We start from the raw sequence: 23,869 nt of genomic DNA on the forward strand, positions 1-23,869 counted from the left end.
CCGAAAATAGCGCCAAAAAACCGTTGGAAGCGGCGAGTTTTCTCGCATCAACCTTCTGAAACAAAAAAGCTGACGGCTATCAACGCAATCGCGCATGATAATCAGTAGAGTATTGCGCTCGCCAGACTATGACGGCACCAGTATCAAAAGGATAATGATGTGATTATGGCTCAACCCCATCTTTTGGCAGAAAGAATTTCTCGCCTGAGCAACGCTCTGGAAAAAGGGCTGTATGAACGCCATCATGCGATCCGCCTCTGTTTGCTGGCTGCCTTAAGTGGCGAAAGCGTGTTTCTGCTCGGGCCGCCGGGCATCGCCAAAAGTCTGATTGCCCGCCGATTGAAATATGCCTTCCAGCACGCCCGCGCATTTGAATACCTGATGACCCGTTTTTCCACCCCCGAAGAGGTGTTTGGCCCGCTGTCGATTCAGGCATTGAAAGATGAAGGGCGTTATCAGCGTCTGACCAAAGGTTATCTGCCGGATGCCGAAATTGTCTTCCTCGACGAAATCTGGAAAGCCGGACCGGCGATTCTTAATACCTTGTTGACCGCCATCAACGAACGCCGCTTCCGCAATGGCGACAGCGAAGAAAAAATCCCAATGCGCCTGCTGGTTACCGCTTCCAATGAATTGCCGGAAGCCGATAGTGGCCTGGAAGCGCTGTATGACCGCATGTTGATTCGCCTGTGGCTGGATAACGTGCATGAGAAGCAGAACTTCCGCAGCATGCTCACCCACCAGCAGGATGAAAACGACAATCCGGTGGCGGAATCGTTGCGCATCAGCGACGAAGAGTATGAGCAGTGGCAGAAAGGCATCAGCCAGGTCAGTTTACCGGATCACGTGTTTGAACTGATCTATCAGCTTCGTCAGCAGTTAGAAACGCTGCCGGACGCGCCGTACATTTCCGATCGTCGCTGGAAGAAAGCCATTCACCTGTTGCAGGCTAGCGCCTTTTACAGCGGTCGCGTGGCCATCGCGCCCATCGACTTAGTGCTGCTGAAAGATTGCCTGTGGCATGACGTGGCGTCGATGAAAATGCTGGATCGCGAAATCGATACGCTAATGTCGCAACATGCGTGGCAGCAACAGGCGCTGCTACATAAGCTGCAGCAGATCAAAAGCCGCCGGCTGGCGCTGCAACAGCAGCAAAGCGTGGCGCAAGCGCTAACGCTGGAGAAACACAGCGGCATGTTCAGCCGCAAACCGCACTACGAATTACCCGCCGCCATCACCGATGATCAACTGACGCTAATGCTGCAACAACCGTTGATGCTGCACGACATGCAGGTGACGCACATTCTGATTGGCCGCGAAGCGCTGGATCAGTGGCTGCTGAAGGGCGGTGAAATCCGTGGCAAGCTGAACGGCATCGGCTTTGGTCAGACGCTGGATATGCTGGTGGATACTCATCACTGTTTGACGCTGCGCGATGTCAGCCTGCAATCCACGCGTCTGACACTGCCGGGCGCCAGCAGCAGTAGCGAGATGCCGCAGGAGATCGCTGATGAATATGACGCGCTGGAAACCCAGCTGCGCGCGCAGCGCACGCTGTTCAGCCAGCATCAGCGCTGCCTGTTCATTAGCGATGACTGGCTGGCACGCATCGAAACCAGCCTGCAGGATGTCGCGGAACAGCTGAAACAGGCGAGAAAATGATCTCACTGGAGACGCTGAGTGCGCTGTTGTCGATTGGCGAAACCGAGTTAATCGAAGAGCTGATTATCGCGCTGCTCGCCTCGCCGCAACTGGCGCTGTTCTTTGAGAAATTTCCCCGCCTGAAACAAGCCATGATGCGCGATCTGCCGCGCTGGCGATCGGAGATCGCCGAGCAGATCAAAGTCACGCCGGTGCCAGAAGCGCTGGCGCAGGAATTTCAGCTGTTTCAACAGATGCAGCTACTCAGCACGCAACATTTCACCCAGCAGTTACCCAACATTATGACGCAGCTGAAAAGCCTGCCGTCGCCGTTCATCGAAGAAGCCAGCAAACTGCTGCTGAATGCTGAAAGCGACCAGCTCAGCAACGCGCAACACACCTTGTTCCTGCAACGCTGGCGCCTCAGCCTGACGCTGCAAACGCTGACGCTGAATGAAACCCTTCTGGAAGAGCAGCGCGAACGCTTGATGGCCGAGCTGCAGCAGCGCATGGCGATCAGCGGTCAGCTGGCGCCGATCCTGACCGATGACGATGAAGCTGCCGCCGGACGCCTGTGGGATTTAAGCAAAGCGCCACTGCAGCACGGCGATTATGAACTGATCGTGCAGTACGGCGATTTCCTCGCCCAGCAGCCGGAATTGATGAAGCTGGCGCAGCAGCTGGGTCGCAGCCGCGAGGCCAAATCGGTGCCGTCGCAGGATGCGCCGCTGGAAGCGTTTCACCAGCTGGTGCGCGAACCGGATAACGTACCGGAAGAAGTCAGCGGCATTCATCAAAGCGATGATGTGCTGCGTCTGTTGCCACCTGAGCTAGCGGCATTGAGCATTAGCGAGTTAGAGCTGGAGTTTTATCGGCGTTTAGTCGAGAAACGCTTGCTGACTTATCGTCTACAGGGCGATGCGTGGCACGAAAAAATCACCATGAGTCCGGTCAGCCACCAGCAGCATGAAGAGCAACCGCGCGGCCCGTTTATCGTCTGCGTTGATACGTCCGGATCGATGGGCGGTTTCAATGAACGCTGCGCCAAAGCCTTTTGCCTGGCGCTGCTGAAAGTGGCGCTGGCGGATAAGCGCCGCTGCTACATCATGCTGTTTGCTCATGAAGTGATCGGTTATGAACTCACCGCTGATAACGGCATTGAGCAGGCGATCCGTTTCCTCAGCCAGCGTTTTCGCGGCGGTACCGATCTCGCTGCCTGCCTTGCGGCGGTGGTGAAACGCATGGAAGGCAGCGCGTGGCAGGAAGCGGATGCGGTGATCGTTTCGGATTTTATTGCCCAGCGTTTGCCGGACGACATCGTCAGCACCATTAAGCAGCGTCAGCGCCAACATCAACAGCGCTTCCACGCGGTAGCAATGTCGCTGCATGGCAAACCCGGCATTCTGCGCATCTTCGATCACATCTGGCTCTTCGATACCGGCCTGAAAAGCCGTCTGCTGCGCCGCTGGCAGCGCTAATTCATCTGGCGGAAATGCTAATTTGCTATATTGATAAGTTCGAGCATTTAGCAAACTGGAGCACCTTGTGACGACCGCCCAACTTCCCGCACCGACCCGTACGCTGAAACTTTCCGGCCAACACTCCGAACAAAAACGGGCCGAGCTGCTGGCGTACTTCACCCAAACCTGGGAACTGTATGAAAGCCTGTTTGATTGCCTGGCGGACGAGCGCGCCTGGTTTAACAAAGCCATTTCGCTGCGCCATCCGCTGATCTTCTATTTTGGCCACACCGCAACCTTCTACATTAATAAGCTGATGGCGGGCCGCTACCTCGATCAACGCGTTGACGATCGTATTGAGGCGATGATGGCGATCGGCGTGGATGAGATGAGCTGGGACGATCTCAACGACAGCCATTACGACTGGCCGACCATCGCAGAAGTGCGCGACTATCGTGGCAAAGTGAAAAGCCTGGTGAGTGAGTTTATTCGCACCATGCCGCTGGAACTGCCGATCGACTGGGACAGCCCGGCGTGGATGGTTTTGATGGGCATCGAACACGAACGTATTCATCTGGAAACCTCCAGCGTGCTGATGCGCCAGTTGCCGATTGAATGGGTTAAGCCGCAGCCGCACTGGCCAGTTTGCCCGCAGGCGCGTCACGATCGTCAATCGGTACCGGAAAATTCTCTGATCGCGATGCCCGGCGGCCGTGTGCAGCAGGGCAAAACCGACGACACTTATGGCTGGGATAACGAATACGGTAGCCAGCAAACCGAACTGAAGCCGTTTAAGGCCAGCAAAATGCTGGTCAGCAATGCTGAGTTTTATCGTTTTATTGCGGCGGACGGTTATAACGATCGCCGCTGGTGGGATGACGAAGGTTGGGGCTGGCGTGAATTTTCCGGTGCGCAGATGCCAACATTTTGGGTCGGTGACGAAAAGCTGCCCGATCAGCTAAAACTGCGCGTGCTGGCCGAAGAAGTGGCGATGCCGTGGGATTGGCCGGCGGAAGTGAATCAACTGGAAGCCGCCGCGTTCTGTCGCTGGCTGGCGGAAGAGACCGGTAAATCTGTTCAGCTTCCCTGCGAAGCCGAATGGGCGCAGCTGCGTGAGCAAGTTGGCGGCGATCAGCCGGACTGGACTGAAGCGCCGGGCAACATCAATCTGGCATATTGGGCTTCCTCCAGCCCGGTCGATCGCTTCGCACAAGGTGAGTTTTACGACATCGTCGGCAACGTCTGGCAGTGGACCACGACGCCAACCAACGGTTTCGAAGGCTTTAAGGTGCATCCGCTCTACGACGATTTCTCCACACCCACCTTTGATGGCAAACATGCGCTAATCAAAGGTGGCAGCTGGATTTCCACCGGCAATGAAGCGTTGAAATCTGCGCGCTACGCTTTCCGTCGTCACTTTTTCCAGCACGCCGGTTTCCGCTATGTCGTTTCTTCCCATGAAGAGAGCATGACGCTCAATCCTTATGAAACCGACAGCATGGTGTCGCAGTATCTCGATTTCCAGTACGGGCCGAGCTACTACAACGTACCCAACTACGCAGCTGCGCTGGTGGAAAAGCTGCTGCCGCACTGTACTGCGCTTGGTCAGGCGCTGGATATCGGCTGTGCCACCGGGCGGGCCAGCTTTGAATTGGCGCGACACTTCGAGTCAGTAACGGGCATGGATTACTCGGCGCGCTTTATTGATGTTGCGCTGCAGCTGACCTCCGGTGAGGATTTCCGCTATGTGGTGCCCGAAGAGGGCGATCTGGTGGAGTATCGTCAGGTGCGGCTGAAAGAGTTTGGTCTGGAAGCTGAGCAAGCGCAGCGTATTCAGTTTGTGCAGGGCGATGCCTGTAACCTGAAGCCGCAGCCGGACCGTTACGATCTGGTGCTGGCCTCTAACCTGATCGATCGTCTGCGTCAGCCAAAACGTTTCCTGCAGGATGTCACGCCGATGATCCGCGCCGGTGGTTTGCTGGTGCTGTCATCGCCGTATACCTGGCTGGAAGATTTCACGCCGAAAGAGAACTGGCTGGGCGGTGTTCGCGAAAATGGTGAAGCGCTGACGACCTATCAGGCGCTGCAGCGTCTGTTGCGTGATGCCTTTGACGAAGTGGCACCGCCGCAGGATGTACCCTTTGTGATCCGCGAAACGGCGCGCAAATTCCAGCACACGCAGGCGCAAGTGACCTTCTGGCGTAAGCGCTAAAAAGCAGGCAGACAACGGCATGGCTGTTGTCTGCACCTTGCCTGCACCGCTAATTTGCTGCACATTCTCCTCTATTCATAGAAGAAGAACTCAACGAGGATGGACAATGGCGGAACACCTTCAGCTGGATAACCTGGATCGCGGGATTCTGAATGCGCTGCTACAGAATGCGCGTACCGCCTATGCCGAGCTCGCCAAGCAGTTCAACGTCAGCCCCGGCACCATTCATGTGCGGGTGGAGAAGATGCGTCAGGCGGGCATTATTTTGGGCACGCGCGTGGAGATCGATCCGCGTCAGCTCGGCTTCGATGTGTGTTGCTTTATCGGCATTATCCTTAAAAGCGCGCGCGATTATCCGGCGGCTCTGAGCAAACTCGACGCGCTGGATGAAGTGGTGGAAGCCTGGTATACCACCGGCCACTACAGCATCTTTATCAAAGTGATGTGCCGATCAATCGATGCCTTGCAACAGGTGTTGATCAACAAGATCCAGACCATCGACGAAATTCAGTCCACCGAAACCCTGATCTCCCTGCAAAACCCGATCATGCGCACCATTAAGCCGTAACCCCTCTCTAATCTGTGCACAAACTTATCCCCGGCAGATCGCGCGTATGGCGCGACTTGCCGCCTGATGCTTTCTACTATTAACCCTGTTTTCCACAGGTGGATCACGGCTTGATCACAGCGTACAATGCTCGCCTTTAGTGCGGGAGAGCATCATGGCCGATATTACGTTAATCAGTGGAAGTACCCTTGGCAGCGCCGAATATGTTGCTGAACATCTGGAAGAAAAACTGCAGGAAGCGGGCTTCTCAACCGAGGTGCTGCATGGCCCAGAGCTGGATGAGCTGCAACCGGAAGGGATTTGGCTGATCGTTACCTCCACGCACGGTGCCGGTGAACTGCCTGATAATTTGCTTCCTTTATATGAAGCACTGCAGGAAACAAAACCGGACCTCTCTGGCTTACGTTATGGCGCAGTCGGCATCGGTAATCATGAATACGATCTTTTCTGCGGCGCGATCAAGCTGCTGGAAGAGCAATTGAACCAACTGGGCGCCAAACGCATTGGCGATCGCCTGGAGATCGACGTGCTGGAGCATGAGATCCCGGAAGACGCGGCCGAAGTGTGGGTCACCACATGGAAAACGCAGATTTAAAACGATCTTTAGTGGCTGGGGATCGGGAAAATAGAATGATCCCCAGTTGATTGCGCTGTTTTTTTACCTTAAACCCGCGATCGACTGTGGATAACATGGCCTGTTTCATGCGTATAACCAGTAGTTATCCAAATAACAACGCCTGTTTCTTTTTTAGGCTGTGCATAAGTAGCCATTTTGATCCCAGCTTATACGGATCAGGATCACCGATCATTCACAGCTAATGATCCTCGCTAATTTGCTGTTTAGCATGAACTTTTTGGGGTTATCAACAGCCGGATGCGATCCTAATAGTAGATCTAACAGAAAGATCATATAAAAGACTTAAGATCCTTTCTTTTAAACCTCGGGATCCCGCGACTTTCGCCGCCGACATTATTTCAGTAGAATCCACCGCCCAGGGCAACGATCCCTGTCCGAAACACTAACGAGGACCCACTTCATGTTTTATCCAGATCCTTTTGACGTCATCGTAATCGGTGGTGGTCATGCGGGCACAGAGGCCGCGATGGCCGCAGCCCGAATGGGTCAGCAAACCCTGTTACTCACCCATAACATTGATACGCTTGGACAAATGTCCTGTAACCCGGCGATCGGTGGCATCGGGAAAGGACATCTGGTAAAGGAAGTGGATGCCTTAGGCGGTTTGATGGCCACGGCAATTGACCAGGCAGGTATCCAGTTTAGGATACTAAACGCGAGTAAAGGCCCCGCCGTTCGCGCCACTCGTGCTCAGGCTGACCGTGTACTGTATCGCCAGGCGGTACGCACCGCATTAGAGAACCAGCCAAACCTGATGATCTTCCAGCAGGCGGTTGACGATCTGATTGTGGAAAACGATCGTGTCGTCGGTGCTGTGACGCAAATGGGCCTGAAGTTCCGCGCCAAAACCGTGGTGCTGACCGTCGGGACCTTCCTCGATGGCAAAATCCACATCGGGCTGGATAACTACAGCGGTGGCCGTGCAGGCGATCCGCCATCAATCCCATTGGCAAAACGCCTGCGTGCACTGCCGCTGCGCGTAAACCGTCTGAAAACCGGTACGCCGCCACGTATCGACGCACGCTCGATTGATTTTTCGGTGCTGACACCGCAGCACGGTGATCATCCGATGCCGGTGTTCTCGTTCATGGGCAAGGTTTCACAGCATCCACAACAAGTACCATGCTGGATCACCTACACCAACGAACAGACACATGACGTGATCCGCAATAACCTCGATCGCAGCCCGATGTATGCCGGGATCATCGAAGGTATTGGTCCACGTTATTGCCCATCGATCGAAGACAAAGTGATGCGCTTTGCCGATCGTAATGCGCACCAGATCTTCCTGGAGCCGGAAGGCCTGACCAGCAATGAGATCTACCCGAATGGTATCTCCACCAGCCTGCCGTTTGACGTCCAGATGCAGATTGTACGTTCGATGAAAGGACTGGAAAACGCGAAGATCATCCGTCCGGGTTACGCCATCGAGTATGATTTCTTCGATCCACGCGATCTCAAACCGACGCTGGAAAGCAAATTTATCCACGGTCTGTTCTTTGCCGGCCAGATCAACGGCACCACTGGCTACGAAGAAGCGGCAGCGCAAGGTTTGCTGGCCGGCCTCAACGCAGCACGCGCTTCCGCCGACAAAGAGGGCTGGGCGCCACGTCGCGATCAGGCTTACCTTGGTGTGCTGGTTGATGATTTGTGCACGTTGGGCACGAAAGAGCCGTACCGCATGTTTACATCACGCGCGGAATACCGCCTGATGCTGCGCGAAGACAACGCCGATCTACGTTTGACCGAAGCCGGTCGCGAGCTCGGTCTGGTTGATGATGCCCGCTGGGCGCGCTACAACCAGAAACTGGAGGCGATTGAGCAGGAGCGTCAACGCCTGCGCGATCTGTGGGTGCATCCAAAATCGGATAACGTGGCGGAAGTGAACGCGGTGATCAGTGCGCCTCTCACCAAAGAAGCCAGCGGTGAAGATCTGCTGCGTCGTCCAGAGATGACCTATCCGCTGCTGACGTCACTCGCCAGCTACGGTCCGGCACTGTCAGATGAGCAAGCTGCTGAGCAGGTGGAGATTCAGGTGAAATACGAAGGGTACATTGCGCGTCAGCAGGAAGAGATTGATCGCCAGCTGCGCAATGAAAACACCTTGTTGCCTGTCGAGCTCGACTATCGTCAGGTAAATGGCTTGTCGAATGAAGTAATCGCCAAACTCAACGATCACAAACCGACTTCCATCGGCCAGGCTTCTCGTATTTCGGGCATCACGCCTGCGGCCATCTCAATTCTGCTGATTTACCTGAAAAAACAGGGCTTGCTGCGTAAAAGCGCCTGATCGACTTTGGGGCGAGGCAACTCGCCCCCGTTAATGGAATTCTCGTTGTGATCAACAAACTCTCCTCGCTGCTAAAAGCGGCAAACATTTCCCTTACCGATCAACAAAAACAGCAGTTGGTTGGCTATGTTGAGTTGTTACATAAGTGGAATAAGGCCTATAACCTGACATCAGTGCGCGACCCGCAGCAGATGCTGGTACGCCATATTCTCGACAGCGTGGTGGTTGAGCCACATTTGCAGGGCGAACGCTTTATTGATGTCGGCACCGGTCCGGGCTTACCAGGCATTCCGCTGGCCATTGTGCGCCCGCAATCGCATTTCACCTTGCTGGATAGCCTCGGCAAACGCGTGCGATTCCTGCGTCAGGTACAACATGAGTTAGGACTTACTAACGTCACGCCGGTGCAGAGCCGCGTTGAAGAGTACCCGTCTGAGCCGCCATTCGACGGTGTTATCAGTCGTGCATTTGCTTCACTCGAGGATATGCTGACCTGGTGTCATCATCTGCCGGGTCCTGAAGGTCGCTTTTATGCCCTGAAAGGTGTGCGTCCGGATGATGAGATTGCTGCATTACCCGCTGGCTTTACGGTGGAAAAAATTCAACCTCTGCAGGTACCCGAGCTGGATGGTGAACGTCATCTGGTGGTGATTACCCGCCAATAGCCTTTTAAACGGTATGGATTTAAGCTGCTTCATGCCGTTTGTCTTAGTCATTGCCCTGAACGAAAAAGCAGCGATTGAACACTTTTAGGTAAAAGCTTTTATTTCGCAGGGCAGGGCGCGCGAGTTAACATCCCCGGCGGAAATTATCCGAAAATCTCTGTTACATTTAACGAATAATTCACATTTCATTATCACGGAGATCACTTTTTTGGGTGTATTTACCCAACCAAATAATCACTGGTGAAAATATAACTTTGCAATAAATTGGCGTACGTAATATCAGTTTTGCGTTTTTATTGCAGCGCATGATGTCAATAGAGTGTTTTTCTCGAAAATCGTAGCGCAACAGTTAAATAATAAAATTAAGACTCTGATTTATAAGTGCTTAATACAATGTAGAAATCGTATAAATCTTGTCTGAAACAAATTCAGTCAGGCATTCCTTGTTTATTATGTGATCTAAAGCACGCTTTAAAAGCAAGTCGGTCGGGCATTTTCAGACTTAAAGTCAGACATTGCCTGAAGACGATGTTTTGAAAAATAGCCCTTCAGAAAGAAATTTAAATAATTGTTCACCTTTTCGCTACTTACCGATTGAAATCGCAGGTGGCGCCCGTATAATTTGCACGGCTTTTGCTGCTTGACTCAAATGAGTAAAGGCAGTCTTATACGACACGCGACATACCCCGTTCGGGGCAGGAGAGTTCAGCGTCATGTCAGTGTCTCTTTACAGTGTGAAATTAGCCCGGGCCGTGCTGATCATTCAGCTGGTGACCTTTGTCATCATCGGTGCGCTCTTTACCCTGAAAGAGGTTACCTGGGGCGCCTCCGCCATCGCGGGTGGCGTGGCAGCCTGGCTGCCGAACGTGTTGTTTATGTTTTTGGCCTGGCGCCTGCAGGATCAAACGCCTGCGAAAGGACGTGTTGCCTGGAGCTTCGCCCTCGGTGAAGTGTTGAAGGTGTTCACAACCGTCATTTTCCTCGCGGTGGCGTTGGGTGTGTTTGGAGCGGTCTTCTGGCCACTCGCAATCACGTGGTTATCGGTGCTGGTGGTGCAGATCGTCGCTCCGGCTGTAATTAACAACAAAGGGTAAGAGGCATCATGGCTGCTGGAGAAATCTCTACTCCGCAAGAATACATAGGTCACCACCTGAATAACCTTCAGTTGGACCTGCGTACTTTCGAGTTGGTGAATCCGCACGACGCTCCCGCGACGTTCTGGGTATTAAATATCGATTCCATGTTTTTCTCTGTGGTGCTGGGACTGATTTTCCTGGTGTTGTTCCGCAAAGTGGCGAAAAGCGCTACCAGCGGTGTTCCAGGGAAATTACAAGCGGCTATCGAATTGGTTGTCGGCTTCGTTGATAACAACGTGCGCGACATGTACCACGGTAAAAGCAAACTTATCGCCCCGCTGGCTCTGACGATTTTCGTCTGGGTCTTCCTGATGAACTTCATGGATCTGCTGCCTATCGATTTGCTGCCGTTTATCGGCGAGCACTATTTAGGCCTGCCGGCGCTGCGCGTCGTGCCGTCTGCAGACGTGAACATCACGCTGTCTATGGCGCTGGGCGTATTTATTTTGATTCTGTTCTACAGCATCAAAATGAAAGGCATTGGCGGCTTCACCAAAGAGTTGACGCTGCAGCCTTTTAATCACCCGATCTTCATCCCCATTAACCTGATTCTTGAAGGTGTTAGCCTGCTGTCTAAGCCTGTTTCACTGGGTCTGCGACTGTTCGGCAACATGTATGCGGGTGAGTTGATCTTTATCCTGATTGCCGGCTTGCTGCCGTGGTGGTCGCAGTGGTTGTTGAATGTGCCTTGGGCCATTTTCCACATCCTGATCATTTCGCTGCAGGCTTTCATTTTCATGGTCCTCACGATCGTCTATCTGTCGATGGCATCTGAAGAACATTGATTTTTATCTCAACACTTAAGCTTTTAACTGAAACAAACTGGAGACTGTCATGGAAAACCTGAATATGGATCTGCTGTACATGGCTGCCGCTGTGATGATGGGCCTGGCGGCAATCGGTGCTGCGATCGGTATCGGCATCCTCGGAGGTAAATTCCTGGAAGGCGCCGCGCGTCAACCGGATCTGATCCCTCTGCTGCGTACGCAGTTCTTTGTTGTAATGGGTCTGGTGGATGCAATCCCGATGATCGCTGTAGGTCTGGGTCTCTACGTGATGTTTGCTGTCGCTTAAACCTGGTAGCCTTGTTCACTCATGGCACCTGGTGTGATGAGGGACGGATTCTGCCGTTTATCTCTGATAGCGGCAGAGCAAGTTAACTTAATAAGAGGCATTGTGCTGTGAACATTAATGCAACAATCCTCGGCCAGGCCATCGCGTTCATTCTGTTTGTCGCGTTCTGCATGAAGTACGTATGGCCGCCGATTATGGCTGCCATCGAAAAGCGCCAGAAAGAAATTGCTGAAGGCCTTGCTTCTGCTGAGCGCGCGAAGAAAGATTTAGATCTCGCGCAGGCCAATGCGACCGACCAGCTGAAAAAAGCGAAAGAAGACGCTCAGGTCATTATCGAGCAGGCGAACAAACGCCGTGCCCAGATTCTGGACGAAGCGAAAACCGAAGCTGAGACTGAACGTAACCGCATCGTGGCGCAGGCGCAGGCAGAAATTGATGCCGAGCGTTCGCGTGCCCGTGAAGAGCTGCGTAAGCAAGTCGCGTTGCTGGCATTAGCTGGCGCCGAGAAAATCATCGAACGTTCCGTGGATGAAGCTGCTAACAGCGACATCGTTGATAAACTGGTCGCTGAACTGTAAGGAGGGAGGGGCTGATGTCTGATCTGATTACTGTAGCTCGCCCCTACGCCAAAGCAGCTTTTGACTTTGCTGTTGAGCATCAAAGCATCGATCGCTGGCAATCCATGCTGGCGTTTGCCGCAGAAGTGGCTCGCAACGAACAGATCGCAGATCTTCTTTCCGGTGCGCTCGCACCGGAAGCTTTGTCTGCTTCTTTCATTGCAGTTTGTGGCGATCAACTTGATGAAAACGCCCAGAACCTGATTAAGGTAATGGCCGAAAACGGACGTTTGACAGCGCTTCCAGCCGTACTGGCTCAGTACATTCAACTGCGTGACGCTTATGAAGCGACAGCCGAAGTTGATGTGATTTCTGCCAGCACGCTGAGTGACAGTCAGCTGACTAAAATCAGCGCCGCGATGGAAAAACGTCTGTCACGTAAAGTTAAGCTGAATTGCAAAATTGATAAGTCTGTAATGGCAGGTGTGGTTATCCGTGCGGGTGACCTGGTCATTGATGGCAGCGTACGCGGCCGTCTTGATCGTCTGGCAGACGTCTTGCAGTCTTAAGGGGACTGGAGCATATGCAACTGAATTCCACCGAAATCAGCGAACTGATCAAGCAGCGCATTGCTCAGTTCAATGTCGTGAGTGAAGCTCACAACGAAGGTACTATTGTTTCTGTAAGTGACGGTATCATCCGCGTACACGGCCTGGCCGATGTCATGCAGGGTGAGATGATTGCCCTGCCGGGCAACCGTTACGCTATCGCACTGAACCTCGAGCGTGACTCGGTTGGTGCAGTAGTGATGGGCCCGTATGCTGACCTCGCGGAAGGCATGAAAGTAAAATGTACGGGTCGTATTTTAGAAGTTCCAGTTGGCCGTGGCCTGCTGGGCCGTGTGGTGAACACCCTGGGTGCACCGATCGACGGTAAAGGCGCAATCGAAAACGACGGCTTCTCGCCTGTTGAAGTGATTGCACCGGGCGTTATCGACCGTCAGTCAGTAGACCAGCCTGTTCAGACCGGTTACAAATCTGTCGATGCGATGATTCCAATCGGCCGTGGCCAGCGTGAGCTGATCATCGGTGACCGTCAGACCGGTAAAACTGCAATGGCAATCGACGCCATCATCAACCAGCGCGATTCAGGCATCAAGTGTGTCTACGTTGCGATTGGTCAGAAAGCGTCAACCATTTCTAACGTAGTTCGCAAACTGGAAGAGCACGGCGCGCTGGCTAACACCATCGTGGTTGTCGCTTCTGCTTCTGAATCTGCAGCACTGCAGTACCTGTCACCGTACGCCGGTTGTGCGATGGGTGAGTACTTCCGTGACCGCGGTGAAGATGCACTGATCGTGTACGATGACCTGTCTAAGCAGGCTGTTGCTTACCGTCAGATTTCTCTGCTGCTGCGCCGTCCACCAGGTCGTGAAGCATTCCCTGGTGACGTGTTCTATCTCCACTCTCGTCTGCTGGAGCGTGCATCACGCGTTAGCGCTGACTACGTTGAGCGCTTCACCAACGGTGAAGTGAAAGGCCAGACCGGTTCTCTGACCGCACTGCCAATCATCGAAACTCAGGCGGGTGACGTTTCTGCGTTCGTTCCGACCAACGTAATCTCGATTACTGATGGTCAGATCTTCCTGGAATCTAACCTGTTCAACTCCGGTATTCGTCCAGCCGTTAACCCGGGTATCTCTGTATCCCGTGTTGGTGGTGCTGCACAGACCAAGATCATCAAGAAACTGTCCGGTGGTATTCGTACCGCGCTGGCACAGTATCGTGAACTGGCTGCGTTCTCTCAGTTCGCTTCCGATCTGGACGATGCAACGCGTAAACAGCTGAGCCACGGTCAGAAAGTGACCGAGCTGCTGAAACAGAAACAGTATGCGCCGATGTCAGTCGCGCAACAGGGTCTGGTGCTGTTTGCTGCTGAGCGCGGCTATCTGAACGATGTTGAACTGGCGAAAGTCGGCAGCTTCGAAGCCGCTCTGCTGGCGTTCGCGGATCGCGATCACGCTGAGCTGATGGCTGAAATCAACCAAGCGGGTAACTTCAATAACGAAATCGAAGAGAAGCTGAAAGGCCTCCTCGAAACGTTTAAAGCAACCCAGTCCTGGTAATGTCTGGCGGCTTGTCTGAAAAGGCAGGCCGCAAGGCTTTGAGGAGAAGCTAATGGCCGGCGCAAAAGAAATACGTAGTAAGATCGGAAGCGTAAAAAATACGCAGAAGATCACCAAAGCGATGGAAATGGTCGCCGCCTCCAAAATGCGTAAAACGCAGGAACGCATGGCGGCCAGCCGTCCGTATGCAGATACCATGCGCAAAGTGATTGGTCACCTTGCCTTGGGTAATCTGGAATACAAGCACCCTTACCTGGATGAGCGTGACGTTAAGCGCGTCGGCTACCTGGTCGTTTCGACTGACCGCGGGCTTTGTGGTGGTTTGAACATTAACCTGTTCAAAAAATTGCTGGCAGATATGAAAAGCTGGGCGGATAAAGGCGTACAGAGCGATCTGGCTGTTATCGGTTCGAAAGGCAATTCATTCTTCGGCTCTGTAGGTGGCAACATCGTGGCACAAGTCACCGGTATGGGCGATAAGCCTGCACTGTCTGATTTGATCGGCCCGGTAAAAGTGATGTTGCAGGCCTACGATGAAGGTCGCATCGACAAGCTGTATATCGTTGCCAACAAGTTTAATAACACCATGTCTCAGACTCCGACCATTACCCAACTGCTGCCGTTACCGCCAGCGGAAGGTGAAGAAGAGATGAAGGCGAAGACCTGGGATTACCTGTACGAACCCGATCCGAAAGCGCTGCTGGATACTCTGCTGCGTCGTTACGTCGAATCGCAGGTTTATCAGGGTGTGGTGGAAAACCTGGCCAGTGAGCAGGCCGCACGTATGGTTGCAATGAAAGCTGCAACCGACAACGGCGGAAACCTGATCAAAGAGCTGCAGTTGGTTTACAACAAAGCTCGTCAGGCCAGCATCACCCAGGAACTTACCGAGATCGTCTCGGGAGCTTCCGCGGTTTAACCAGGCATATATCCTGTCGCGCGAGCGCGGCTGGGTATTTTCGTATTAGGTAGAGGATTCAAGATGGCAGCTGGAAAGATTGTCCAGATTATCGGCGCCGTAGTTGACGTCGAATTCCCTCAGGACGCGGTACCGCAGGTATACAGCGCTCTCGAGGTGAAAAATGGTGATGCTCGTCTGGTGCTGGAAGTTCAGCAGCAGCTGGGTGGTGGCGTGGTTCGTACCATCGCCATGGGTACTTCTGACGGCCTGAAGCGCGGTCTGGAAGTTACCGACCTGAAAAAACCTATCCAGGTTCCGGTTGGTAAAGCAACCCTCGGCCGTATCATGAACGTATTGGGTGAGCCAATCGACATGAAAGGCGACCTGCAGAATGACGACGGCACTGTAGTAGAGGTTTCCTCTATTCACCGTGCAGCACCTTCGTATGAAGATCAGTCTAACTCGCAGGAACTGCTGGAAACCGGCATCAAGGTTATCGACCTGATGTGTCCGTTCGCTAAGGGCGGTAAAGTTGGTCTGTTCGGTGGTGCGGGTGTAGGTAAAACCGTAAACATGATGGAGCTGATCCGTAACATCGCGGCTGAGCACTCAGGTTATTCGGTATTTGCTGGTGTGGGTGAGCGTACTCGTGAGGGTAACGACTTCTACCACGAAATGACTGACTCCAACGTTATCGATAAAGTAGCGCTGGTGTATGGCCAGATGAACGAGCCGCCGGGTAACCGTCTGCGCGTAGCACTGACCGGTTTGACCATGGCGGAAAAATTCCGTGATGAAGGCCGTGACGTTCTGCTGTTCATCGACAACATCTATCGTTACACCCTGGCCGGTACTGAAGTATCAGCACTGCTGGGTCGTATGCCATCTGCGGTAGGCTATCAGCCAACGCTGGCAGAAGAGATGGGTGTGTTGCAGGAGCGTATTACCTCCACGAAGACCGGTTCAATCACCTCTGTACAGGCCGTTTACGTTCCTGCGGATGACTTGACTGACCCGTCACCAGCAACCACCTTTGCTCACTTAGACTCAACCGTTACGCTGAGCCGTCAGATCGCCTCTCTGGGTATCTACCCAGCCGTTGACCCGCTGGATTCTACCAGCCGTCAGCTGGATCCACTGATCGTGGGTCAGGAGCACTATGACGTTGCGCGTGGCGTGCAGTCTCTGCTGCAGCGTTACCAGGAACTGAAAGACATCATCGCCATCCTGGGTATGGACGAGTTGTCTGAAGAAGACAAACTGTTGGTGGCACGTGCGCGTAAGATTCAGCGCTTCCTGTCTCAGCCGTTCTTCGTTGCTGAAGTCTTCACCGGTTCTCCAGGTAAGTACGTCACCCTGAAAGACACCATCCGTGGCTTCAAAGGCATCATGGAAGGCGAATTCGACCACCTGCCAGAGCAGGCGTTCTACATGGTCGGCGCTATCGAAGAAGCCGTAGAAAAAGCGAAGAAACTGTAATTTAGGTTTCCCAGGAGGAATGGTATGGCTATGACTTATCATCTGGACGTGGTCAGCGCGGAGCAACAAATGTTCTCCGGTCTGGTCGAGCGTATCCAGGTGTCAGGTAGCGAAGGTGAGCTGGGGATTCGTCCTGGCCACGCCCCGCTGCTGACAGCCATCAAGCCTGGTATGATTCACATCGTGAAACAGCACGGCGAAGAGGAGTTTATTTACCTCTCTGGCGGCGTGCTGGAAGTTCAGCCTGGCAGCACCACCGTTCTGGCCGACACCGCGATTCGCGGTGAAGACCTCGACGAAGCGCGCGCGCTGGAAGCGAAACGTAAAGCGGAAGAGCACATGAACAGCAGCCACGGCGACGTGGACTATGCTCAGGCTTCTGCGGAACTGGCGAAAGCCATCGCGAAACTGCGTGTCATTGAGCTGACCAAAAAAGCGATGTAATCAGGCTTTATGCGTCACGAAATGCCAGCCCTTTGGGTTGGCATTTTTTTTGCCCAAAATTTGCCGCCTGGCGCTGAGCCCGGCTAATTTCGACCCGAGAAAAATGTAGTAATCTCGGGGTTAAACCTTACACTTTCGAAAGTTGAAGAGAATCAGGATAGTTATGTCTACGAACGCGATGAGTGTGGTGATCTTAGCCGCTGGCAAAGGCACCCGAATGTATTCCGACCTGCCCAAAGTTCTGCACACCCTTGCAGGTAAACCAATGGTTCAGCACGTTATTGATGCCGCAACCGGTTTGGGCGCCCAGCAGGTCCATCTGGTTTACGGCCACGGCGGAGATTTACTGCAGTCAACGTTAGCGCATAACGCACTCAACTGGGTGCTGCAGGCAGAGCAACTGGGTACTGGTCATGCGATGCAGCAGGCGGCACCCTTCTTTGCCGATGACGAAGATATTCTGATGCTATACGGCGACGTGCCGCTGATCTCGCAGGCCAGTTTGCAACGTCTGCATGATGCGAAACCCGCGGGCGGCATTGGTTTACTCACCGTGGTTCTGGATAACCCCACCGGCTACGGTCGTATCGTGCGTGAAAACGGCACGGTGATCGGCATCATTGAGCAGAAAGATGCCTCGCCAGAACAGCTAAATATTCAGGAAATTAACACCGGCATCCTGATTGCCAACGGTGGCGACCTCAAGCGCTGGCTGGCACAACTTAACAACAACAATGCGCAGGGCGAATTCTATATCACCGATATCATCGCCATGGCGCACCACGAAGGCCGCGTGATCAATGCGGTGCATCCGGCGCGCATCAGCGAAACCGATGGCGTCAACAATCGCCTGCAGCTGGCAACGCTTGAGCGTGTCTACCAAAGCGAGCAGGCAGAAAAGCTGCTGCTGGCGGGTGTGATGCTGCGCGATCCGGCGCGTTTCGATCTGCGCGGTGCGTTGCAACACGGCCGCGATGTGGAGATCGACACTAACGTGATCATCGAAGGCAAGGTCACGCTCGGCAACCGCGTAAAAATCGGTGCCGGCTGCATCATTAAAAACAGCGTGATTGCTGACGACTGTGAAATCAGCCCTTATTCGGTGATCGAAGATGCCACGTTAGCCGCTGCTTGTACGGTTGGGCCTTTTGCGCGTCTGCGTCCGGGCAGCGAGTTGGCGGAAGCGGCGCATGTGGGCAACTTTGTAGAGATGAAGAAAGCCACGCTCGGCAAAGGCTCCAAAGCCGGTCATCTCTCTTATCTCGGCGATGCGGAAATTGGCGCGGGCGTGAATATCGGTGCGGGTACCATTACCTGTAACTATGATGGCGCCAACAAATCCAAAACCATCATTGGCGACAACGTGTTTATCGGTTCGGATACCCAGCTGGTGGCGCCAGTCAGCGTGGCGAGCGGTGCGACCATCGCCGCGGGCACCACGATAATGAAAGATGTGTTAGCTGCGGATCTGGTCTACAACCGTAAAGAACAGAATCAAAAATCGGGCTGGCAGCGTCCTGTTAAGAAAAAATAAATTTTAAAGGCCGACAACGATCGGCCTGTTAGCAGTGCCATAAAAAAATATCCCCACTCTCTACAAGGCTCGGGGAAATCAGGTCGTATGACAACGCAATGGCCGAAAGCCATGAAGTCAGGAAATTACTATGTGTGGAATTGTTGGTGCAGTAGCGCAGCGTGACATCGCAGAAATTCTGCTGGAAGGTTTGCGTCGTCTTGAGTATCGCGGTTATGACTCCGCGGGATTGGCCGTCGTTGATCGTCAGGGCCATATGACGCGCCTGCGTCGTCTGGGTAAAGTGCAGAACCTGGCGGAAGCCGCAGAGCAGCAGCCGCTGATTGGCGGCACCGGTATCGCACATACGCGCTGGGCGACACACGGTGAACCGTCGGAGGCCAATGCGCATCCGCACGTTTCCGAGCACATCATCATCGTGCACAACGGCATCATGGAGAACCATGAGCCGCTGCGCGCGCAGTTGCTTGAGCGCGGCTATCACTTTGCCTCAGAAACCGACACCGAAGTGGTGGCGCATCTGGTGCATTGGGAGCAGAAGCAAGGCGGCACACTGCGTGAAGTGGTGCTGCGCGTCATTCCGCAGCTGCGCGGTGCGTATGGCATGGTGATCATGGACAGCCGCGATCCTTCGCTGCTGGTGGCGGCGCGCTCCGGCAGTCCGCTGGTGATTGGCCGTGGCGTGGGTGAAAACTTTATCGCTTCCGATCAGCTGGCGCTGCTGCCAGTGACGCGTCGCTTCATCTATTTGGAAGAGGGCGACATTGCCGAGATCACCCGCCGCGAAGTCACCATTATCGATCGTGACGGTAAAACGGCTAAGCGCGCTGAAATCGAATCGACCGCGCAGTACGATGCTGGCGACAAAGGCATCTATCGTCACTACATGCAGAAAGAGATTTACGAGCAGCCGAACGCGATCAAAAACACCATCACCGGTCGTTTTAATCACGGCGAAGTCGATCTCAGCGAGCTGGGCCCGGATGCTGAGACGCTGTTGAGCCAGGTCGAACATATTCAGATCATTGCCTGCGGTACGTCATACAACTCCGGCATGGTTTCGCGTTACTGGTTTGAGTCGCTGGCTAACCTGCCTTGTGATGTGGAAATTGCTTCAGAATTCCGTTATCGCAAATCTGCAGTGCGTAAAAATAGCCTGCTGATCACGCTGTCACAATCGGGTGAAACCGCCGATACGCTGGCGGCGCTGCGTCTGTCGAAAGAGCTGGGTTATCTCGGTTCGCTGGCCATCTGTAACGTGGCCGGTTCATCGCTGGTGCGTGAATCCGATTTAGCGCTGATGACCAAAGCCGGCACTGAAATTGGCGTGGCATCCACCAAAGCCTTCACCACGCAGCTGGCAGTATTGCTGATGCTGGTGGCGAAACTCGGTCGTCTGCACGGCATGAAAGCCGAAACCGAGCACGAGATTGTGCACGCGCTGCAGGCCTTGCCGAGCCGCATCGAACAGATGCTGGCGCAGGACAAAGTGATCGAAAACCTGGCGGAAGGTTTCTCTGATAAGCATCACGCGCTGTTCCTTGGCCGTGGCGACCAGTATCCGATCGCGATGGAAGGCGCGCTGAAGCTGAAAGAGATCTCCTATATCCACGCCGAAGCCTATGCGGCGGGCGAGCTGAAGCACGGCCCGCTGGCGCTGATTGATGCGGATATGCCAGTGATCGTGGTTGCGCCCAACAACGAACTGCTGGAGAAGCTGAAATCCAATATTGAAGAGGTACGCGCGCGCGGCGGTTTGCTGTATGTGTTTGCCGATCAGGATGCCGGTTTCAGCGACAGCGAGGGCATGAAAATCATCTCCCTGCCGCACGTAGAAGAGGTGATTGCACCGATCTTCTACACCGTGCCGTTACAGCTGCTCTCGTACCATGTGGCGCTGATTAAAGGTACCGATGTTGACCAGCCGCGTAACCTGGCGAAATCGGTTACCGTTGAATAATCAGTAACAAGAGTGGGCCCGTAACGGGCCCGCTTCATTTCTGCACGCTGTCATATAACTGTCACATTTCGTACATTTCACTGTCATCAAATTGTCCTATTTTCCCTCCAGCAGCAATCACTGACTCCTACTAAAAAGGCATTGAGCCTGATTTTTTTGAATCCCCTGGAGGGAACATGACACTGATGCGTAGCACCGTAGCCCGAATCCTCGCCGCCACCTTCGCAGTAAGCGCGGTTTCTGCTTTTGCAGCCACCGATCTGACGGGCGCAGGCGGGACATTCCCGGCGCCGGTTTATGCCAAGTGGGCAGCCGAGTACCAGCAAGCCACCGGTAGCAAAATCAACTATCAGGGTATTGGTTCTTCCGGCGGCGTGAAGCAAATCATCGCGAAAACCGTCGATTTCGGTGCGTCTGATGCGCCAATGAAAGAAGAAGATCTGCAGAAAAACGGCCTGTTCCAGTTCCCTACCGTCATCGGTGGTGTGGTGCTGGCGGTTAACATCCCAGGTGTGAAATCCGGTGAACTGACTCTTGACGGTAAAACCGTGGGCGACATCTACCTCGGCACCATCAAAAAGTGGAACGACCCGGCGATCACTAAACTGAACCCAGGCGTGAAACTGCCAGATTCCAACATCAACGTGGTTCGCCGCGCTGACGGTTCCGGTACTTCCTTCGTCTTCACCAGCTACCTGGCAAAAGTGAACGAAGAGTGGAACAGCAAAATTGGTAAAGGTAACACCGTTAACTGGCCAACCGGTCTGGGCGGTAAAGGTAACGACGGCGTGGCCGCTTTTGTACAGCGTCTGCCGGGTTCAATTGGCTATGTGGAATACGCTTACGCCAAGCAGAACAACCTGACCTACACCAAACTGGTTGATGCCGACGGTAAAGCGGTTGCACCAAGCGAAGAGAGCTTTGCTAACGCCGCGAAAGGCGCAGACTGGAGCAAAACCTTTGCTCAGGATCTGACCTTCCAGAAAGGCAACGATGCATGGCCGATCACCTCAACCACCTTCATCCTGATTTACAAAGATCAGGCGAATGCGGAGAAAGGTAGCGAAGTGCTGAAGTTCTTCGACTGGGCATACAAAGGTGGCAGCAAAACCGCAACCGACCTGGATTACGCCGCGCTGCCAGAAAGCGTAGCTAACCAGATTCGTGCAGCGTGGAAAGCGAACATCAAAGATAGCTCCGGTAAAGCGCTGTACCAGTAACAGATTGACCCGGCCAGCCGAGACGGTTGGCCAACCCCAATGGGCGGCCTGCGTGCCGCCCTGACATCCCCCTGAGAACAGAGAATTCTATGGCTGCCACTAAGCCGACGTTCAAAGCCCCCGGTAAACAAGGCGACATGATTTTCGGCGCGCTGGTGAAGCTATCCGCGCTTATCGTGTTGCTGTTGATGGGCGGCATTATCGTCTCCCTGATTTTCTCCTCCTGGCCAAGCATCCAAAAATTTGGTTTCTCTTTCCTGTGGAACAAAACCTGGGATGCGCCAAACGAACAATTTGGTGCGCTGGTACCGATTTACGGCACCCTCGTCACCTCGATTATTGCCTTGATCATTGCCGTGCCGGTGAGCTTCGGCATCGCGCTGTTCCTGACCGAACTGGCGCCAGGCTGGCTGCGTCGCCCGCTGGGCACCGCCATTGAGCTGCTGGCGGCCATCCCCAGCATCGTGTACGGCATGTGGGGCCTGTTTGTTTTCGCGCCGCTGTTCGCCGAATATTTCCAGACGCCGGTTGGCAACGTGATGGCGAATATCCCGATTGTCGGCACGCTATTCTCTGGCCCGGCATTCGGTATCGGTATTCTGGCGGCGGGCGTGATTCTCGCCATCATGATCATTCCGTACATCGCCTCGGTGATGCGCGACGTATTTGAACAAACGCCGGTGATGATGAAAGAGTCGGCTTACGGCATCGGCTGCACCACGTGGGAAGTGATCTGGCGCATCGTGCTGCCGTTCACCAAAAACGGCGTGATCGGCGGCGTGATGCTTGGCCTGGGCCGCGCGTTGGGTGAAACCATGGCGGTGACCTTTATCATCGGTAACACCTACCAGCTCGACAGCGCTTCGCTGTTTATGCCGGGCAACAGCATCACCTCCGCGCTGGCCAACGAATTCGCTGAAGCGGAATCGGGTGTCCACGTTGCAGCACTGATGGAACTGGGTCTGATTCTGTTCGTGATTACCTTTATCGTGCTGGCGATCTCCAAACTGATGATCCTGCGTCTGGCGAAGAGTGAAGGAGCCCGTTCATGACCGCTATTGAAGTTCAGGCTCGCGCTGAGCTGGAAGCCTCGCGCCGCAAAATGCAGGCATGGCGCAGCACCAAAAACAAAATTGCCCTGACGCTGTCGCTGATGACCATGGCATTCGGTCTGTTCTGGCTGGTGTGGATTCTGTTCACCACCGTTACGCGCGGCGTTGATGGGTTGAGCTGGGAGCTGTTTACCGAATCGACACCGCCGCCCAACACCGCAGGCGGTGGTTTAGCCAATGCCTTACTCGGCAGCGGTTTACTGATTTTCTGGTCAACGATCATCGGAACGCCGCTCGGCATCATGGCTGGGATTTATCTGGCGGAATATGGCCGTAAACACTGGCTGGCGGAAGTGATTCGCTTCATCAACGACATTCTGCTGTCAGCACCGTCGATTGTGGTGGGCCTGTTCGTTTACACCATTGTGGTATCGCAGATGCAGCACTTCTCCGGTTGGGCGGGCGTAGTAGCGCTGGCGCTGCTGCAAATCCCGATTGTGATTCGTACCTCCGAAAATATGCTGCGTCTGGTACCCGACAGCATGCGTGAAGCGGCTTATGCGCTGGGTACGCCGAAGTGGAAGATGATTTCGGCGATTACGCTGAAAGCCTCGGTTTCCGGCATCATCACCGGTGTGCTGTTGGCCGTGGCGCGTATTGCCGGTGAAACCGCACCGCTGCTGTTTACTGCGCTGTCGAACCAGTTCTGGAGCACCGACATGATGCAGCCGATCGCTAACCTGCCGGTCACCATCTTTAAATTCGCCATGAGCCCCTTTGCCGAGTGGCAAAGCCTGGCGTGGGCGGGTGTGCTGATTATTACCGTGTGCGTGCTGCTGCTGAACATTGTGGCGCGTGTGGTTTTCGCCAAGGGCAAACACTAATTTCCCAGCGCGGCTTCGGCGGCGCTGCTT

21 protein-coding genes are annotated in these 23,869 nt (G+C 54.1%); all 21 read left to right on the forward strand.

Features of this window, described 5'->3' with window-relative positions:
* Positions 1 to 165: 165 nt before the first annotated feature.
* The 21 genes from ravA to pstA all read left to right on the forward strand — a co-directional run bounded on the left by ravA (position 166) and on the right by pstA (position 23,839).
* Positions 166 to 1,662, forward strand: a complete 1,497-nt coding sequence (gene ravA / locus KVT28_RS17770) for an ATPase RavA (RefSeq protein ID WP_101763937.1) — start codon at positions 166 to 168, stop codon at positions 1,660 to 1,662.
* Positions 1,659 to 3,119, forward strand: coding sequence for an ATPase RavA stimulator ViaA (gene viaA / locus KVT28_RS17775; protein WP_217549495.1), 1,461 nt, complete (start codon positions 1,659 to 1,661; stop codon positions 3,117 to 3,119). Before ravA ends, viaA begins: the two co-directional genes overlap by 4 nt.
* Before the next feature lie 67 nt (positions 3,120 to 3,186).
* The gene (gene ovoA / locus KVT28_RS17780; RefSeq protein WP_217549497.1) at positions 3,187 to 5,313 is read left to right on the forward strand and encodes a 5-histidylcysteine sulfoxide synthase; all 2,127 of its coding nucleotides are present in this window, start codon (positions 3,187 to 3,189) and stop codon (positions 5,311 to 5,313) included.
* 106 nt (positions 5,314 to 5,419) lie between these two features.
* On the forward strand, positions 5,420 to 5,881 hold the full coding sequence (gene asnC / locus KVT28_RS17785; RefSeq protein ID WP_008106733.1) for a transcriptional regulator AsnC: 462 nt from the start codon (positions 5,420 to 5,422) through the stop codon (positions 5,879 to 5,881).
* A gap of 154 nt (positions 5,882 to 6,035) precedes the next feature.
* Complete coding sequence (gene mioC / locus KVT28_RS17790; RefSeq protein WP_217549499.1) at positions 6,036 to 6,476, forward strand: FMN-binding protein MioC; 441 nt, start codon at positions 6,036 to 6,038, stop codon at positions 6,474 to 6,476.
* Positions 6,477 to 6,918: 442 nt separating this feature from the next.
* Positions 6,919 to 8,808 carry a tRNA uridine-5-carboxymethylaminomethyl(34) synthesis enzyme MnmG gene (gene mnmG, locus KVT28_RS17795; RefSeq protein ID WP_217549501.1) on the forward strand — a complete coding sequence of 630 codons (1,890 nt, stop codon included), beginning with the start codon at positions 6,919 to 6,921 and terminating at the stop codon, positions 8,806 to 8,808.
* Positions 8,809 to 8,855: 47 nt separating this feature from the next.
* A complete protein-coding gene (gene rsmG / locus KVT28_RS17800) occupies positions 8,856 to 9,473 on the forward strand; it encodes a 16S rRNA (guanine(527)-N(7))-methyltransferase RsmG (protein WP_110868235.1) in 618 nt (205 codons plus the stop codon).
* Positions 9,474 to 10,186: 713 nt separating this feature from the next.
* The gene (atpI, locus tag KVT28_RS17805; protein WP_064738312.1) at positions 10,187 to 10,567 is read left to right on the forward strand and encodes a F0F1 ATP synthase subunit I; all 381 of its coding nucleotides are present in this window, start codon (positions 10,187 to 10,189) and stop codon (positions 10,565 to 10,567) included.
* 8 nt (positions 10,568 to 10,575) lie between these two features.
* Positions 10,576 to 11,394: a F0F1 ATP synthase subunit A gene (gene atpB / locus KVT28_RS17810; RefSeq protein ID WP_007893608.1), complete on the forward strand. Its 819-nt coding sequence runs from the start codon at positions 10,576 to 10,578 to the stop codon at positions 11,392 to 11,394.
* A 49-nt stretch (positions 11,395 to 11,443) separates the two neighbouring features.
* Positions 11,444 to 11,683, forward strand: coding sequence for a F0F1 ATP synthase subunit C (atpE, locus tag KVT28_RS17815; protein ID WP_003849523.1), 240 nt, complete (start codon positions 11,444 to 11,446; stop codon positions 11,681 to 11,683).
* A gap of 107 nt (positions 11,684 to 11,790) precedes the next feature.
* Positions 11,791 to 12,261, forward strand: coding sequence for a F0F1 ATP synthase subunit B (gene atpF, locus KVT28_RS17820; protein ID WP_007893603.1), 471 nt, complete (start codon positions 11,791 to 11,793; stop codon positions 12,259 to 12,261).
* A 14-nt stretch (positions 12,262 to 12,275) separates the two neighbouring features.
* Positions 12,276 to 12,809 carry a F0F1 ATP synthase subunit delta gene (atpH, locus tag KVT28_RS17825; RefSeq protein WP_008106723.1) on the forward strand — a complete coding sequence of 178 codons (534 nt, stop codon included), beginning with the start codon at positions 12,276 to 12,278 and terminating at the stop codon, positions 12,807 to 12,809.
* Between the two features lie 14 nt (positions 12,810 to 12,823).
* Positions 12,824 to 14,365 (forward strand): F0F1 ATP synthase subunit alpha, encoded by a 1,542-nt coding sequence (gene atpA / locus KVT28_RS17830; RefSeq protein WP_008106721.1) that lies wholly within the window; start codon positions 12,824 to 12,826, stop codon positions 14,363 to 14,365.
* A 52-nt stretch (positions 14,366 to 14,417) separates the two neighbouring features.
* The gene (gene atpG, locus KVT28_RS17835) at positions 14,418 to 15,284 is read left to right on the forward strand and encodes a F0F1 ATP synthase subunit gamma (protein WP_101763910.1); all 867 of its coding nucleotides are present in this window, start codon (positions 14,418 to 14,420) and stop codon (positions 15,282 to 15,284) included.
* Positions 15,285 to 15,347: 63 nt separating this feature from the next.
* Positions 15,348 to 16,745 carry a F0F1 ATP synthase subunit beta gene (gene atpD / locus KVT28_RS17840; protein WP_008106718.1) on the forward strand — a complete coding sequence of 466 codons (1,398 nt, stop codon included), beginning with the start codon at positions 15,348 to 15,350 and terminating at the stop codon, positions 16,743 to 16,745.
* Positions 16,746 to 16,769: 24 nt separating this feature from the next.
* The gene (locus KVT28_RS17845) at positions 16,770 to 17,189 is read left to right on the forward strand and encodes a F0F1 ATP synthase subunit epsilon (protein ID WP_008106717.1); all 420 of its coding nucleotides are present in this window, start codon (positions 16,770 to 16,772) and stop codon (positions 17,187 to 17,189) included.
* A gap of 163 nt (positions 17,190 to 17,352) precedes the next feature.
* Positions 17,353 to 18,723 (forward strand): bifunctional UDP-N-acetylglucosamine diphosphorylase/glucosamine-1-phosphate N-acetyltransferase GlmU, encoded by a 1,371-nt coding sequence (gene glmU, locus KVT28_RS17850; protein WP_217549503.1) that lies wholly within the window; start codon positions 17,353 to 17,355, stop codon positions 18,721 to 18,723.
* 130 nt (positions 18,724 to 18,853) lie between these two features.
* Positions 18,854 to 20,683, forward strand: coding sequence for a glutamine--fructose-6-phosphate transaminase (isomerizing) (gene glmS / locus KVT28_RS17855; RefSeq protein ID WP_217549505.1), 1,830 nt, complete (start codon positions 18,854 to 18,856; stop codon positions 20,681 to 20,683).
* A 176-nt stretch (positions 20,684 to 20,859) separates the two neighbouring features.
* Positions 20,860 to 21,903, forward strand: coding sequence for a phosphate ABC transporter substrate-binding protein PstS (gene pstS / locus KVT28_RS17860; RefSeq protein WP_049852409.1), 1,044 nt, complete (start codon positions 20,860 to 20,862; stop codon positions 21,901 to 21,903).
* A gap of 89 nt (positions 21,904 to 21,992) precedes the next feature.
* A complete protein-coding gene (gene pstC / locus KVT28_RS17865) occupies positions 21,993 to 22,955 on the forward strand; it encodes a phosphate ABC transporter permease PstC (RefSeq protein WP_101763907.1) in 963 nt (320 codons plus the stop codon).
* On the forward strand, positions 22,952 to 23,839 hold the full coding sequence (gene pstA, locus KVT28_RS17870) for a phosphate ABC transporter permease PstA (RefSeq protein ID WP_101763906.1): 888 nt from the start codon (positions 22,952 to 22,954) through the stop codon (positions 23,837 to 23,839). The genes pstC and pstA overlap by 4 nt, the downstream gene beginning before the upstream one ends.
* Positions 23,840 to 23,869: the final 30 nt, after the last annotated feature.

Origin of the sequence: Pantoea sp. GbtcB22, assembly GCF_019091025.1 — a bacterium.
Lineage (GTDB): Bacteria > Pseudomonadota > Gammaproteobacteria > Enterobacterales > Enterobacteriaceae > Pantoea > Pantoea leporis.